The organism is Pseudomonas sp. NPDC087358, assembly GCF_044900785.1.
Lineage (GTDB): Bacteria > Pseudomonadota > Gammaproteobacteria > Pseudomonadales > Pseudomonadaceae > Aquipseudomonas.
Genome location: NZ_JBJDOA010000005.1, coordinates 296,839 through 312,002, shown reverse-complemented (window position 1 = coordinate 312,002; position 15,164 = coordinate 296,839). Strand labels below are relative to the sequence as shown.

15 protein-coding genes are annotated in these 15,164 nt (G+C 60.0%); 7 read left to right on the top strand and 8 right to left on the bottom strand.

What is annotated here, in order from left to right:
• Nucleotides 1-94: 94 nt before the first annotated feature.
• Both gorA and galU read right to left on the bottom strand, forming a co-directional pair.
• A complete protein-coding gene (gorA, locus tag ACI2KS_RS14390; RefSeq protein WP_404621262.1) occupies nucleotides 95-1,450 on the bottom strand; it encodes a glutathione-disulfide reductase in 1,356 nt (451 codons plus the stop codon).
• A gap of 144 nt (nucleotides 1,451-1,594) precedes the next feature.
• The gene (gene galU, locus ACI2KS_RS14385; RefSeq protein ID WP_404621260.1) at nucleotides 1,595-2,428 is read right to left on the bottom strand and encodes a UTP--glucose-1-phosphate uridylyltransferase GalU; all 834 of its coding nucleotides are present in this window, start codon (nucleotides 2,426-2,428) and stop codon (nucleotides 1,595-1,597) included.
• Nucleotides 2,429-2,787: 359 nt separating this feature from the next.
• On the opposite strand from galU, the gene ACI2KS_RS14380 reads away from it, so the two are divergent.
• Nucleotides 2,788-2,973 (top strand): hypothetical protein, encoded by a 186-nt coding sequence (locus ACI2KS_RS14380; protein WP_404621258.1) that lies wholly within the window; start codon nucleotides 2,788-2,790, stop codon nucleotides 2,971-2,973.
• Nucleotides 2,974-3,125: 152 nt separating this feature from the next.
• A complete protein-coding gene (locus ACI2KS_RS14375; RefSeq protein ID WP_404621256.1) occupies nucleotides 3,126-3,407 on the top strand; it encodes a hypothetical protein in 282 nt (93 codons plus the stop codon).
• 6 nt (nucleotides 3,408-3,413) lie between these two features.
• On the opposite strand, the gene ACI2KS_RS14370 is transcribed toward ACI2KS_RS14375, so the two are convergent.
• A complete protein-coding gene (locus ACI2KS_RS14370) occupies nucleotides 3,414-3,770 on the bottom strand; it encodes a hypothetical protein (RefSeq protein WP_404621254.1) in 357 nt (118 codons plus the stop codon).
• A 169-nt stretch (nucleotides 3,771-3,939) separates the two neighbouring features.
• Here ACI2KS_RS14370 and ACI2KS_RS14365 point away from each other — a divergent pair, with 169 nt between their 5' ends.
• The 3 genes from ACI2KS_RS14365 to alkB all read left to right on the top strand — a co-directional run bounded on the left by ACI2KS_RS14365 (nucleotide 3,940) and on the right by alkB (nucleotide 5,196).
• Nucleotides 3,940-4,245, top strand: a complete 306-nt coding sequence (locus ACI2KS_RS14365; RefSeq protein WP_404621252.1) for a DUF1883 domain-containing protein — start codon at nucleotides 3,940-3,942, stop codon at nucleotides 4,243-4,245.
• Nucleotides 4,246-4,320: 75 nt separating this feature from the next.
• Nucleotides 4,321-4,500 (top strand): hypothetical protein, encoded by a 180-nt coding sequence (locus ACI2KS_RS14360; protein ID WP_404621250.1) that lies wholly within the window; start codon nucleotides 4,321-4,323, stop codon nucleotides 4,498-4,500.
• Between the two features lie 18 nt (nucleotides 4,501-4,518).
• The gene (gene alkB / locus ACI2KS_RS14355; RefSeq protein WP_404621627.1) at nucleotides 4,519-5,196 is read left to right on the top strand and encodes a DNA oxidative demethylase AlkB; all 678 of its coding nucleotides are present in this window, start codon (nucleotides 4,519-4,521) and stop codon (nucleotides 5,194-5,196) included.
• Between the two features lie 201 nt (nucleotides 5,197-5,397).
• Here the strand turns inward: alkB and ACI2KS_RS14350 are convergent, their stop codons facing one another.
• The 4 genes from ACI2KS_RS14350 to gnd all read right to left on the bottom strand — a co-directional run bounded on the left by ACI2KS_RS14350 (nucleotide 5,398) and on the right by gnd (nucleotide 10,715).
• Entirely contained in the window at nucleotides 5,398-7,212 is a 1,815-nt protein-coding gene (locus ACI2KS_RS14350) for a glycoside hydrolase family 15 protein (RefSeq protein ID WP_404621249.1), read from the bottom strand.
• 145 nt (nucleotides 7,213-7,357) lie between these two features.
• Entirely contained in the window at nucleotides 7,358-8,176 is an 819-nt protein-coding gene (locus tag ACI2KS_RS14345; protein ID WP_404621247.1) for an HAD family hydrolase, read from the bottom strand.
• A complete protein-coding gene (gene zwf, locus ACI2KS_RS14340) occupies nucleotides 8,173-9,699 on the bottom strand; it encodes a glucose-6-phosphate dehydrogenase (protein WP_404621245.1) in 1,527 nt (508 codons plus the stop codon). The genes ACI2KS_RS14345 and zwf overlap by 4 nt, the downstream gene beginning before the upstream one ends.
• Complete coding sequence (gene gnd / locus ACI2KS_RS14335; RefSeq protein WP_404621244.1) at nucleotides 9,699-10,715, bottom strand: phosphogluconate dehydrogenase (NAD(+)-dependent, decarboxylating); 1,017 nt, start codon at nucleotides 10,713-10,715, stop codon at nucleotides 9,699-9,701. The genes zwf and gnd overlap by 1 nt, the downstream gene beginning before the upstream one ends.
• A gap of 274 nt (nucleotides 10,716-10,989) precedes the next feature.
• Between gnd and ACI2KS_RS14330 the strand changes: the two genes are divergently transcribed.
• Entirely contained in the window at nucleotides 10,990-11,163 is a 174-nt protein-coding gene (locus ACI2KS_RS14330; protein WP_404621242.1) for a DUF6026 family protein, read from the top strand.
• 326 nt (nucleotides 11,164-11,489) lie between these two features.
• Nucleotides 11,490-13,235: a phosphoethanolamine transferase CptA gene (locus tag ACI2KS_RS14325; protein WP_404621240.1), complete on the top strand. Its 1,746-nt coding sequence runs from the start codon at nucleotides 11,490-11,492 to the stop codon at nucleotides 13,233-13,235.
• Between the two features lie 74 nt (nucleotides 13,236-13,309).
• Here ACI2KS_RS14325 and ACI2KS_RS14320 read toward each other — a convergent pair whose 3' ends face one another.
• On the bottom strand, nucleotides 13,310-14,872 hold the full coding sequence (locus ACI2KS_RS14320) for a transporter associated domain-containing protein (protein WP_404621238.1): 1,563 nt from the start codon (nucleotides 14,870-14,872) through the stop codon (nucleotides 13,310-13,312).
• Nucleotides 14,873-15,164 lie beyond the last annotated feature (292 nt).

The following is a 15,164-nucleotide window of genomic DNA, read 5'->3' as shown; positions in this document are numbered from 1 at the left end:
AACTCGTGCTGGTCAAAATATGGGTCCGTCCCTTCACAGTTACAGCCCCCCTCATCCATGAGGGCGGGTCACTTCACATCCATGACATCGCCTGTCAGCGTGTCGCCGTGCGCATGGTGACAAACTCTTCCGCTGCGGTTGGATGCACGCCAATCGTGTCGTCGAAAATCTGCTTGGTGGCTCCGGCCTTCAAGGCGATGGCCATGCTCTGGATGATCTCGCCAGCGTCGGGGCCGACCATGTGAACGCCCAGCACCCGATCGGTCCTGGCGTCCACTACCAACTTCATCAGGGTGCGTTCCTGATTGCCGGTCAGCGACAGCTTCATGGGCCGGAAACGGCTTTCGAAGATCTGTAGCTCATGCCCTGCCTTTTTGGCATCTTCTTCGGTCAGGCCGACGGTGCCGATGTTGGGCAGACTGAAGACCGCTGTCGGGATGTGGTCGTAATCCACTGCGCGATATTGCTCTGGCTTGAACAGACGTCGCGCCACCGCCATGCCTTCGGCCAGCGCCACGGGCGTCAGCTGGACGCGGCCGATGACATCGCCCACGGCAATGATCGATGGCTCACTGGTCCGGTAGTGTTTATCGACCTGGACGAAGCCTTTGTCGTCGAGCGCGACATTGACCGTCTCCAGGCCCAGGTTGTCCAGCATCGGCCGACGCCCCGTGGCGTAGAACACGCAATCGGTGTTGACGCTGCTGCCATCGTTGAGCGCCAGTTGCAGCGTGCCGTCGGCAAGCTTCTCGATACTGCTGATCCCGGTGTTGAAACGGATGTCCATGCCGCGTTTGGTCAGCTCTTCGTGCAGATGGGTGCGCACGCTGCCATCGAAACCTCGCAGGAACAATTCGCCGCGATACATCAGCGTGACGTCGGCACCAAGCCCGTCGAAAATCGAAGCGAATTCGACCGCGATGTAACCACCACCGACCACGACGACGCGCTTGGGCATCTGCTCGAGGAAGAACACCTCATTGGAGGTAATGGCGTGTTCGCGGCCTGGGATTTCGGGAACCTGCGGCCAGCCGCCGGTGGCGATCATGATGTGCTCGGCGGTATGCACCTGACCGTTGATTTCCACTTCATGAGGGCCGCGCAGCCTGGCATGCCCCTCCATCAGGGTCACGCCGCTGTTGCTCAGCAGGTTACGGTAAACGCCGTTGAGGCGATTGATCTCGTGGTTCTTGTTGGCGATCAGGGTCGGCCAGTCGAATCGTGCCTCTCCGCTGGTCCAGCCATAACCCCTGGCCTGTTCGAAGTCTTCGGCGTAGTGAGCACCGTACACCATCAGCTTCTTCGGCACGCACCCGACGTTGACGCAGGTGCCCCCCAGATAGCGGCTTTCAGCAACCGCGACACGCGCTCCGAAACCCGCCGAAAAACGCGCTGCGCGGACGCCACCGGATCCGGCGCCGATAACGAAAAGGTCGAAGTCGTAAGTCATTTTTTTCTCCTGGCAGGGGCGCTAGCATAACCGCTCCAGCGCGCCGGGCAAGCGTTGCGGACAGAAACGACAAAGCCACCCGAAGGTGGCTTTGTGCTGCAACACAGTGATCGGCCGATCACCCGTACAGAAGGGTCGCGAAGATTACTTGCCCTTCTTGTAGAAGTTTTCAAAGCAGAAATTGGTCGCCTCGATGTAGCCCTCGGCACCGCCGCAGTCAAAGCGCTTACCCTTGAATTTATACGCCAGCACGTTGCCTTCGGCGGCTTGCTTCATCAGGGCGTCGGTGATCTGGATTTCACCACCCTTGCCTGGCTCGGTCTGTTCGATCTTCTCGAAGATGTCCGGCGTCAGGATGTAGCGGCCGATGATCGCCAGGTTCGAGGGTGCGTCTTCCGGCTTTGGCTTCTCGACCATGTCGGTCACACGGAACAGACCCGGCTTGATTTCTTCGCCAGCGATCACACCGTATTTGTTGGTTTCCTGCGGATCGACTTCCTGAATCGCAACGATGGAGCAACCGTAATGTTTGTGCAGCTTGACCATCTGCGCCAGCACGCCATCGCCTTCCAGGTTGACGCAAAGGTCATCGGCCAGCACCACGGCAAAGGCCTCGTTACCAATCAGCGGACGACCGCTGAGAATCGCATGGCCCAGGCCTTTCATTTCAGTCTGACGGGTGTAGGAGAAGCTGCACTCGTCGATCAGCTTGCGGATGCCGACCAGGTACTTCTCTTTATCGGTGCCCTTGATCTGGTGTTCCAGCTCATAGCTGATGTCGAAGTGGTCTTCCAGAGCACGCTTGCCGCGGCCGGTGACGATGGAGATTTCATTCAAACCCGCAGCCAGTGCTTCTTCCACGCCGTATTGGATCAGTGGCTTGTTGACAACTGCCAGCATCTCTTTGGGCATGGCTTTGGTCGCTGGCAAAAAGCGAGTGCCGTAACCGGCTGCAGGGAACAAGCATTTCTTGATCATATAAGTCCTTGATGGGGCTGGGGGTGTTGCGGCGCAGTCTAATCAGGAGGCGATCACCTTACAATGCCCCGCCACTGGCCGTTCGCTGCCTTGGTAGAGGAACAGTTGCGCAGATAGTTCCGCACAGATGCCGAGATTGCGACCACCGAATATCTGCCAGCGGTCGCCGACCGCGCGCAAACGTTTTACCGAATAATGATTCCTTTGACCTCCCTCAGGTCACTCGTACGAAGGCATCCAATCCCCCACAAAGACCGTGCAATGACACAAGCAAGCGTAGCCCCGTTCACTCGTTTGCGTAGGAAATAATGCCTTTGCGCCTTATCATGCTGACCTGAATCATTTATCGAGATAGGTCGATGTCGGAAGTCAAAAGCGTTAACGGATACCTGATCAAAAAACTGCAGGACGGCCAGTGGTGGTTGATCGGCCACGACGAGGAAGCTGTCGCAGGCCCTTTCACCAGCGAGAGCAGCGCCATCGAAGTCGCCGCCGTGTTCGAGGACACGCCCGCTCCTCGTCGCCGCGCCGACAAGAAATCCTGATTTCGGCATGCCACTCAGGCCCTGTATGACAGGGCCTGAATGAAGATCTGTGTGAAAAATGTTTCAATGATGCCGGAACGATGGCACCGGCGCTCAGTCTCACGAAAGCTGTCCATTTTTGCCCCCCGGCCCTCATCGTGAAGCATTCGAAAATGATCAAGATCCTGTCCGTCATCGCTGTATTGGGCCTGACCGGCTGCGCGACCGCGCAAAACACTTATCTGAAAAACGGCAATCAGGCACTGAGCATCGACTGCTCCGGCGAAGCGATGTCGTGGGCGGCCTGCTATGAGAAAGCCGACGCCTCCTGTGCTGGCACCGGCTACAACATCGTCAGCACCAACGGCACGCCGCAACCCAAGGACGCTGACAAGACCCTGGGCGTTGACGTTGGCAACTACAAGACGCGCAACGTGCTGGTTGTCTGCAAGTAACCGGGCCTATTCGCCGGAAATACAGGCCGTTACCGCGTGCTGAATGTCCTTTGGCCGCAACGGGTTGTTGCCTGAGCTTTCGAAAAGCTTGATGGAGCTGCCGCCGGAGCGTTTTTCGATATCGACGATCGCCGCCGGCTCAGCGCTGGCGAACTTGTGCGGGACGATAATCCGCAAACCCTCATGATGGGATTCAATCTGGGGAGGCTTGCGACTGTCAGCGATTCTGGAGACAAAACATTCGGTGTACTCCTGCGGGTTCTTGCCGGACATCACACTCATGGTCGCCGGGGTGTGCTCAATGTCCGCAACCGAGGCGCAGCCGGTCATCGCCAGAGCCAAAATTACAACAGCCAGTCTCATACAATCCCTCCAGTAAAGGTGCTACGACAAGCCCGTGATCGATTAAATCCCCGGGCATGACACTTTTTAGTGATGAATCGGCCAATCCAGATGCCATTGGCGAGCGCGGCCGCTGTCCGACATGCTATCGTTTCGGGTTTTCGCGAATGCCCTGTCTTCGGAGACACCCATGAAATTCGTACACCAGCGCGAGCACCTCAATGAAGACGACCTGGTCGTCATCGAGTGCTCCCAGCTCTGCAACATACGCCTGATGAGCGACGCGAATTTCCGCAGCTTCAAAAATGGCGGGCGCCACACCTATCACGGCGGCGCCTTCGACCGTTTTCCGGCCAAGATCACAGTACCAAGCGCAGGCTTCTGGAACATCACGATCGACACCGCAGGTCGCAAGCTGGACACCCATGGCGGCCGCAAGACCAGCTTCACCCACTCGATCAAAATTGTCCGGCGCTCGTCCACGCGACTGAGCTGAGCCTGCATTCAACACCCGGAGGCGTGAAAGCTTCGTGCTTTCGCGCGGTTACCCGCATCTGCCAAGGAACCCACTGTGAGCACACCCGCCCCTGTCGTCAAATACGCCATCAGCTACAAGCTCAATGGCGAACGCCGTTTCGAATTTGCCTTGCTGCATTCGCCGTCCGCCGAGGAAGCCCTCACCGCCCTGCAGAAGATGCATGGCGCCAGCGACGACGTGATCAGCGATGTGAAAGTCAGCAAAGCGCTTTAACCCGGTAACGCCGCGATGATGCAACGCAAAGGCACTACGCCCGCCACGCTCGACCTGTTCGCGGACGATGCGCCGCAGCCGCCGGCGACCGACCGCATCGGCCCGCAGTCTTTCGTTTTTCGCGGCTTCGCCCTGCCCTTTATCGACCGCCTGCTGCCTGCCCTGGAAGCAGTTCTGAGCCGTGCACCCTTTCGTAACATGGTCACCCCTGGTGGCTTCACCATGTCGGTGGCACTGAGCAGCTGCGGACAGTTTGGCTGGACGACCGACCGCAGCGGCTACCAGTACACGCGTGTCGATCCGCAGACAGGCCAGGACTGGCCGGACATGCCCGAAGTCTTCATGACCCTGGCTCAATCGGCCGCCAACGCTGCAGGTTTCGAGGATTTCGAGCCAGATGCGTGCCTGATCAACCGCTACATCCCCGGCGCAAAACTGGCGCTGCACCAGGACAAGGACGAAAGCGGCTATCAATGGCCGGTGGTTTCCGTGTCACTGGGGATCCCCGCCATGTTCCTGTTCGGCGGCCAGCAGCGCAACGATGCGACGCAACGGGTGCCGTTGTTTCATGGTGATGTGGTGGTCTGGGGCGGCGAAGACCGCTTGCGTTATCACGGGGTGATGCCGATCAGGCAGGCCGAACACCCGCAGCTGGGCGAACAGCGCATCAATTTCACCTTCCGCAAGGCGCGTTGACGGCCACGCGCGCCCTGTCGGAGTGAGCTCGCTCGCGATTGCGGTGTGCCAGTCAATCCTTCATAGCCTGGCATGGCCTACCGCGAGCGACCTCACTCCTACAGGGCCGGTAGCAGCCCGGCTGGGCGGCGCTCCGTTTGTCAGCGGTGGAGTCGTCATGACCGCCACCGCCGGCACGCCGGGCAGCTACAGAGCAATCACTCAGTCAGCGGCGGCGTGCGCAGCCGCCCGTGTTTTCACCGGGCACACCACGCGGTGCAGGTTCAATGCGGTATTGATGATGCCGATATGACTGAACGCCTGCGGGAAGTTGCCGAGCATGCGCCCGGTTCGCGGGTCGTACTGCTCGGCGAGCAAACCCACGTCATTGCACAATCCACACAGCCGATCGAACAGGTCGCCGGCCTCCTGATCGCGCCCCTGCAGCACATACACATCGGCCAGCCAGAACGAGCAGACCAGAAACGTCCCCTCGCTGCCTGACAGGCCATCGGTGCTGCGCTCGCTGTCGTAGCGCAGCAGCAAACCGTCCTGCATCAGCGATTTTTCGATCTGCGCCACGGTACCGCTGACCCGCGGATCATCCACCGGCAGAAACCCGGTCAGCGCAATCTGCAGCAGGCTGGCATCGAGTTCCTTGCCGCCGTAGGTCTGCACGAAACTGCCCAATTGCGCGTCATAGCCATTGGCGCAGACCTGGGCGTGAATTTCATCGGCGATCTGACGATAGTGCGCGCCACGCTCTCGATCGTCCGGATTGTCGCTTTGCACCAACACCCCGGCGTTACGATCGAACGACACCCAGGCCATGACCTTGGAGTGGGTGAAGTGCCGGGGCTCGGAGCGAATTTCCCAGATCCCGGCGTCCGGCAGGTGCCAGACCTTTTCGAGAAACGGCATGATGACTTTCTGGATTTCGGTGCTGCGCGGCAAGCGCGGCAGGCCGCTTTTCAAGGCCTGGGTCATGGCATCTGCCACCTCACCGTAGACATCCAGCTGCATCTGGGTCGCCGCGGCATTACCGACGCGGACCGGGCGCGAGTGCTCGTATCCGCTCAGCCAGGGCAACTGATACTCCGGCAGCCGTCGCTCACCGGCCAGCCCGTACATGATCTGAATCTGCTCCGGATTGCCGGCCACCGAGCGCAGCAACCAGTTGCGCCAGGCCGTCGCCTCTTCGTAATAACCCAGATTCATGAACGCCAGCAGCGTCATGGTCGCATCGCGCAGCCAGCAGAAGCGATAGTCCCAGTTGCGCTCACCGCCCAGCTGCTCCGGCAACGAGGTGGTGACCGCTGCGACGATGCCCCCTGTCGGCGCGTAAGTCATCGCCTTGAGGGTGATCAGCGAGCGCTTGACCTGTTCGCTCCAAGGCCCGACGTCCGGGCACCGATCGGAGAAGTCGCGCCAGAACGTCTCGGTCTCGCGCAGCGCGTCCTCGATATCAAAGGCTGCGCGCACCGGCTCATGGGAGACCTGCCAGGACAGCGCAAACCCCAGGCGCTGGCCCGCCTCGACGGTGAACAGGCTTTGGGTGTGATGATCCAGTGGGTGCAACTCTGACGGGGTGCGCAACACCAGCATGTCCGGGCCGGCTACTGCGGTCATGGTGTGCCGGTCGCGCTTTTCGACCCAGGGCACCGTGCTGCCGTAGTCAAAGCGAATCGCCAGGTCCATAGCGAAATCCACCCGCCCTTGCAGCCCTACGACCACGCGCACCACGCTGCTTTCGACGTCCATGGGCATGAAGTCCAGGAGCAAGGCCTGACCGGTGTCGGTGACGAACAGCGTTTCAAGAATCAGGGTGCCGGCGCGATAACTGCGCCGCGAGTGGCATTTGCTGTCGGTGGGTGAGATCTTCCAGCGACCGTTGTCGCTGTCACCCAACAGGGCGGCAAAGCAGGCAGGAGCGTCAAAACGCGGGAAACACAACCAGTCCAGTGACCCGTCGCGGGCCACCAGCGCTGCGGTTCGGCAATTGCCGAGCAGCGCGTAATCTTCGATCAATACAGCCATGGGGTGAGTGTGCCTTCTGGTGTCTTGGGGTGAAGAGTTTCACTCTGATATCGCCTGACCTGTAGCCGTCCGGCGTGTTGGCGGTGTCGTTCTGAAGATCGCCACCGCCAGCATGCCGGACTGCCAAGGAACGGCATGCCTGAGATCAATGCGGCAGGATGTAGCGTCCGATGGCCGTCGCCAGCCCGTCCTCCAGATTACTGCCCGTCACGTGATCGGCCTGTGCCTTGACCGTGGTTTCAGCCTGCCCCATTGCAATCGACAGCCCTGCGCGCAGGAACATCGCCACATCGTTGCCAGCATCACCAATGGCCGCCGTATGCGCCAGCGCCACGCCCAACTCCTCGGCCAGTGCCTCCAGCGCCGTGCCCTTGTTGGCGTCCAGGGCGGTGACATCCAGGTAGTAGGATTGCGAACGCGCTGCCAACGCCGTTTCGGCAATCAACGGGTTGAGGCGGATTTCCAGTTCCTTGAGCAACTCGAAGTCCTTGCTGGCGGCGACAATCTTGTCGATGCGCTCGAGGTACTCGTCGAAGCTGTGAACCTGAACGAAGTCGTAACCCAGCGTGTTGCGCTCGTGCTCGACGTAATCCCCTTGCGGATCGAGCAAAAACCACTGGTCATCGGCAAACACCCACACCGATACGTCCTGCGTAGCAAACAGCTCAAGGCTGGTGCGCGCAGCTTTTGCATCGATCCGGTGCGCCTTGAGCAGGCTGCCATCGGGCTTGATGATATTGGCGCCGTTGAATGCCACGGTTGGCAAATCGATGCCCAGGGCCTCGATCTGTTGCCGCATGGCACGCGGCGGCCGGCTGCTGGCGACGGAGAAGTGAATCCCCGCCTCGCGCAGTTTGCCCACCGCGTCGATGTTGGCCTGGCTGAGACTGTGATCGGGGCGCAGCAACGTGCCGTCGATATCCGACAGCATGAAACGGATGAGAGGTTGCGTCGAATCACTCATCCCAGACGTTGCCAGCTGTGGCCGTCACGGGCCAGCAGTTCATCCGCCGCCGCCGGACCGTCGTCGCCTGCCTTGTACAGCTCGACATGCGGATCCTTGGCCCAGGCATCGATGAACGGCTGCACGGCACGCCAGCCGTTCTCGATGTTGTCGGCGCGCTGAAACAGGGTCTGGTCGCCGATCAGGCAGTCGTAGATCAGGGTTTCATACCCGGTCGACGGCTGCATCTCGAAGAAGTCCTTGTAGGCGAACCCCAGCTCGATGGTCTGCATGTCCAGGGTCGGCCCCGGCTTCTTGGCCTGCAGGTCGAACCACATGCCTTCATCAGGCTGGATCTGGATCTTGAGGAAGTTGGGCTCGACCCGATCCACCTCGGTGTCGCGAAACTGCGCATACGGCGCAGGCTTGAAGCAGATCGCAATCTCGGTGTCCCGCACGCTCATGCGCTTGCCGGTGCGCAGGTAAAACGGCACGCCCACCCACCGCCAGTTGTCGACCAGGACCTTGAGCGCCACATAGGTTTCGGTAGTGCTGTCCGGGGCCACCCGATCTTCTTCGCGGTAACCGGGCATGCTCTTGTCGCCCACGGTGCTTTCGGCGTATTGACCGCGCACCGAGTTGGCCAACGCTTCCATTTCCGACCAGGGCCGGATCGCGCCGATCACCTTGGCTTTCTCGCCACGGACCGCGTCGGCGCCGAAAGCAGCGGGCGGTTCCATGGCAACCATGGCCAGCAGCTGAAACAGGTGATTGGGCACCATGTCGCGCAATGCACCGGTGGTTTCATAGAAACTGCCACGGGTTTCGACCCCGACGGTTTCGGCCGCGGTGATCTGCACGTGATCGATGTAATGGTTGTTCCAGAACGACTCGAACAGGCCATTGGAGAAACGGCTGACCAGGATGTTCTGCACCGTCTCCTTGCCCAGATAGTGATCGATGCGGTAGATCTGTTTCTCGCTCATCACCTTGAGCAAGCAGTTGTTCAAGGCCACCGCGCTGGGCAGGTCATGGCCGAACGGCTTTTCGATCACCACGCGACGGAAGTAATCCTCGCCCTCGACCATCAGGCCTGACGAGCCCAGGTGCTTGGTCACTTCGCTGAAAAAGCGCGGCGCGGTCGCCAGGTAGAACACCGCGTTCTGCGTGCCGGTGCTCTTGATCTTCTCGTCGATGGCCGCATACGTGCCATCGTCGAGAAAATCACCGGTGATGTAGGTGATGCGCTTGGCCAGGCTTCCCCATAGCGCCGGATCCAGAGGCTCCTTGCCGCCTTCGGCCACCTTGCTGGCGGCCTCCTGGCGAATGAAGTCTTCCAGCTTTTTCGCGAAGTCGGCGTCACTGACGGTGTTGTGGTCAACGCCGACGATGTGCAGGTTCTCGCCAACCAGTCCGTCACGGAACAGGTTGTAGAGGGCCGGCATCAACAGCCGCTTGACCAGATCGCCGTGAGCGCCGAACAGGAACAGCGTGGTCGCCGGAGCGACCGGAGCCTTGTTCTGCTTGCTTGGGGACAAACCCATTATTTTGGTTCCTTATGACCACCAAATCCGAAACGCATGGCCGACAGCATCTTGTCGCCGTACGTACTTTGTTGACGAGAGCGGAAACGGGCAAACAACGAGGTGGACAGCACCGGAACCGGTACCGCCTGTTCCATGGCAGCTTCAATGGTCCAGCGGCCTTCGCCACTGTCAGCCACCGAACCCGAATAGGCCTGCAGCTGTGGATCGGTAGCCAGCGCATCGGCGGTCAGGTCCAGCAGCCAGGATGACACGACACTGCCGCGGCGCCAGACTTCGGCGATATCGCCCATGTTCAGGTCGAAGCGCTGGTCGGCGGGCAGGTTTTCCGAATTCTTGGTCTTGAGAATGTCGAAGCCTTCGGCGAAGGCCTGCATCATTCCGTACTCGATACCGTTGTGGATCATCTTGACGAAGTGACCAGCGCCTGGCGGACCGGCATGGATATAACCCTGCTCGGCACGCGGGTCGGCATCCTTGGCGCGGTCCTTGGTGCGGGGAATGTTGCCAATGCCCGGCGCAAGGGTCTTGAACAGCGGATCCAGACGGTTCACCACCTCGGTTTCGCCGCCGATCATCATGCAGTAGCCGCGCTCCAGGCCCCAGACGCCACCGGACGTGCCGACGTCGACGTAATGCAGGCCTTTGTCCTGCAGCGCCTGGGAGCGACGAATATCGTCTTTATAGAAGGAGTTGCCGCCGTCGATGATTACATCGTCCTTGTCCAGCAGGTCGGCGAGCACATTGATGGTGTCTTCGGTTGGAGCGCCAGCAGGCAACATCACCCAGACCGCCCGAGGTTTATCCAGCTTGGCGACCAGTGACTTGAGGTCGTCGGCCGGCGTCGAACCTTCGTTGGCGAGCACGGAGCGAGACTGCTCATCGCGATCATAGACCACAGTGGTGTGGCCATTGAGCATCAGTCGACGTGCGATGTTGCCGCCCATGCGGCCTAGTCCAACAATCCCGAGTTGCATGTAGAGGTGCTCCTTAATTCGTAAACAGGGGTGCCCCATTTTATAGCCCAGTGCCGCATGTAGGGTTAGTCCGGGGAGGCAAACAGAAGGTTTCCCGGTGAAAATAGTTTCATGTAAGGCGTCAAGCCTGCCTTATGACGCCAGTTTTCGCGATCAAGAAACGTTCGCGACAATAAAAAATAAAAAAGTTCCCTTTTCCCGCAAAAGAAATCAGAATTCACGCCGATAGAGGTAGGAGCACGGACAACGCGGGTAGCGACAGTGTCATTGCTTGAACCTTACGAAGTTGAATCCGCCATTTGCGAGGTGAGCAATGGGCACAGTACTACCGGCAACCGTCCCACAGACCCTTTACGTTACCGTACGTCGCGATGAGCTGCGCCAGCTCAAGGAAGAACGCGACCAGCTGCAGAAACGCGTCGCCCAGATGGCCATGATGCTTCAGCACGCGCACATCTCAACCGCCGGTACCGCGCTGCAAGCCTGACGCTTCACCCCCCCTGCCTGCATAGGCAAGCCCGATCCGCTGGCTTGCCCCACTGCCCTTGCGCCAGCGCTACCTTACCGACTCGCCTGAGGGCTGCAAATTGCGCCTCTCGTCGGACCTGACACCTTCTGTAACGTTCCACTTGCTTGCAAAATCGGGGTTTTGTGCAATCCCTGCACCGTGCGGCGTCAGGCTCACATATTTTTCACGTCGGCATCACCATACTATCGCCCCTCTGTGAAACGTCTGCCGGCCATTTGCCGCCTGCAGTAAACATTGATGCGACCTCCCCGGCCGCTCGAAAAGATCCATAGCTGGAGCGCCTGATGGCAACAACACAACGGAGCACCCCCACTCCGAGCCGTTTCGACTGGGCCGGCCTGGCCTGGCTGTTCGTATTCTTCTGGTACTTTTCCGGGATCACCCAACTGCTGATTCAGCTGACCGGCATCACCGGTTTTTCCGGGTTCCGGCAGGCGTTCGTGATGAGCGGCATCTGGCTGGCGCCGATGCTGATGTTTCCCAACAAGACGCGCGTCATGGCAGCGGTTATTGGCGTAGTGCTGTGGGCCTGCTCGATGGCCAGCCTGGGCTACTTCTTCATCTACCAGCAGGAATTCTCCCAGAGCGTCATCTTCATCATGTTCGAATCGAACATCTCTGAAGCTGGCGAGTACATGACTCAATACTTCGCCTGGTGGATTGTGCTGGCGTTCATCGCCCACACCGCGTTCGCGATTTTCCTCTGGACCCGCCTGCGTCCGGTGCACATGCCGCGCGGTCGCGCCTGGGTCGTGGCCACCGCGCTGCTGGTGGCCATCATCGGCTACCCGCTGGCCAAGCAGATGTCGCGCTTCGACACCACTGCCGCCGGGCTTGAGGCCTTTGAGTCGCGCATCGAGCCGGCCGTGCCATGGCAGATGCTGGTGGCCTACCATCGCTACACCCAGCAACTGGACAGCATGCAGGACATGCTCGCCACCAGCAGCAACATCGCACCGTTGAAAAACCTCAAGGATCAGCAGGGCAACTTGCCGACCACCCTGGTGCTGGTGATTGGTGAATCGACCAACCGTGGACGCATGCATCTGTATGGCTATCCGCGTCAGACCACACCGAATCTGGATGCGATGAAAGACCAGTTGCAGGTGTTCAACGACGTGATCACCCCGCGGCCCTATACCATCGAAGCGTTGCAGCAAGTGCTGACCTTCGCCGACGAAGAAAACCCGGATCTGTACCTCAAGACACCGTCCATCGTCAGCGTGATGAAACAGGCAGGCTACAAGACCTTCTGGATCACCAACCAGCAGACGATGACCAAGCGCAACACCATGCTCACGACCTTCTCCGAGCAGGCCGATGAGCAGGTGTACCTGAACAACAACCGCAACCAGAACGCCCGTCAGTACGATGGCGACGTGCTGGAGCCGTTCACCAAGGCGCTGGGCGATGCCGCGCCACGCAAGCTCATCGTCATCCACCTGCTGGGTACGCACATGAGCTACCAGTACCGTTATCCGCAGGAGTTCGAGAAATTCACCGGCCGTGACGGCGTCCCGCCAGTGATCGACGACAGCAAGCTGGAGCTTTACAACAGCTACGACAACGCCGTGCTGTACAACGACTTCGTGGTATCGAGCCTGATCAAGGAATACAGCAAGACCGACCCCAACGGCTTCCTGCTGTACCTCTCCGATCATGGCGAAGATGTCTACGACTCGGCGACCCATGACGTTCTCGGACGCAACGAAGGCAAGCCGACGATCCCGATGTACACGGTGCCGTTCATCGTCTATGGCTCGCCAAAATGGCTGCAGACGCACAACTGGAACTTCGACAGCATCCACAATCGGCCGTACAGCAGCTCGAACCTGATCCATACCTGGTCGCAACTGGCCGGCCTGAGTTTCGATGAGCTGGACTCGACCAAGAGCCTGGTCAGCCTCGACTTCAAGGAGCGTCCACGCCTGATCGGCGATCCGTACGCACCCAAAGGCCTGAGCGACTTCGCGGTCATGGAAAAGGCCGCCGCCCAGGCCGCCCCGACCCCTGCGGTGGCCAAGCAGTAACTCACCGTTGTTTCAAAAGAAGGCCTGCGCAATGCAGGCCTTTTTCATGGTTACGTAAAATAGCGCCAGCCCCCTCAGCCCCTGCGCAGCAGCACTCGGGTCACCCGCCGCTCCCGCACCTGAGTCACCTGCAGGCGCCAGTCCTCCCATTGCAGCTCATCACCCACGGCCGGCAAACGATCAAGCAAGCTCATGATCAGGCCGGCCAGGGTCTGGTAGTCATCGGTGGGCCGCGCCTTGAAGCCGATTCGCTCCCGTAGGTGGCTCAGGTTCATGGCGGCATTGACCAGCACACCCTCCCGCTCCTGCACCAGATCCGGACTGTCCATTTCGCTGGCGTCCGGCAGCTCGCCCGCAATGGACTCAAGAATGTCGGTCATGGTGATCATGCCGACAAAATCGCCGAATTCATTAACCACGAAGGCGACGTGGGTCGATTCGGCGCGCATCTGGTCCAGCGCATTGAGAATCGAAAAGCTCTCGAGCAGATTGATGGCAGCGCGAGCCAGGTGTTCGACATCGGGCTTTTCGCCAGCCAGCAAGGCGTTGAGCAACTCTTTCTTGTGCACGAAACCCAGGGGCTCCTCGACCCGCCCTGCCCGAACCAGCGGCAGCCTTGAGTAGGAGGAAGCGATCAGTTGCTGACGGATACTGCCCTCGTCGTCGGCCAGATCGATGACGTCTACATCGCTGCGCGCCGTCATCACGCCGCGAATCGGGCGCTGCGCCAGTTGCAGCACGCCACTGATCATCATCCGCTCGCGACGATCGAACACTGCATCGTGGTTGTCGCCGTCAAGATTGTCGCCATCGAGCAGGTCTACGATGTCCTCGCCCACCTCTTCGACACTCGGCTTGCGCCCGCCCAGCAGGCGCAGCACGGCATGGGCCATGCGTTGGCGGCGCGGCAAATCGCCCTTGAGGCTGCGCTTGCGCCTCGCGCGGGCGATCTGGTTGAAGATCTCGATGAGGATCGAAAAACCGATCGCCGCATACAGGTAGCCCTTGGGAATATGAAAGCCCAGGCCATCGGCGGTCAGGCTGAAGCCGATCATCATCAAGAAGCCCAGACACAACATGATCACGGTCGGGTGGGCATTCACGAACGCGGTCAGCGGCTTGCTGGCGATGATCATGATGGCGATGGAGAACACCACCGCGATCATCATGATCGACAGTTCATCGACCATGCCAACGGCGGTGATCACCGCGTCCAGGGAGAACACTGCATCGAGCACCACAATCTGCGCGACGATGGGCCAGAACAAGGCATAGGTGGCGCTGCCGGACTTCTGCGTGACATGCCCCTCGAGCCGCTCGTGCAACTCCATGGTCGCCTTGAACAACAGGAACACCCCGCCGAACAGCATGATCAGGTCGCGCCCGGAAAAGCTCTTGTCGAACACCTCGAACAGCGGCGCCGTCAGCGTCACCATCCAGGAGATGCTCGCCAGCAGGCCCAGGCGCATGATCAGCGCCAGTGACAGGCCTAGCACCCGCGCGCGGTCGCGCTGCTCAGGCGGCAGTTTGTCGGCAAGGATGGCGATGAACACCAGATTATCGATGCCCAGCACCAGTTCCAGCACGATGAGCGTCAGCAGGCCAAGCCAGGCCGTGGGATCGGCAAGCCATTCCATGGATCAATCCTTCCTGTTCGATGCAGAGGCGCCAGGCACGAAAACGCCCGACGCACTGCAGAGTGAGCCGGAGCAGACGGGGCTTGGGAGGGGATGGCGCGGATCAGCGCCAGGGAGGGAGTAACAGTGATCTGCGTTCAGCGAACGGGATCGGCAACTGGGAGGTTCCAGTGAAGGAGACATGGGTGTCCTGAGTCGAATACGGGAAGCGATCCTACCTCGGAGGTGGAAACGTCTTACAGGACTGAACTGTTACAAATGTTTTGACAGGTGTTGCCAGGACAACACCCAA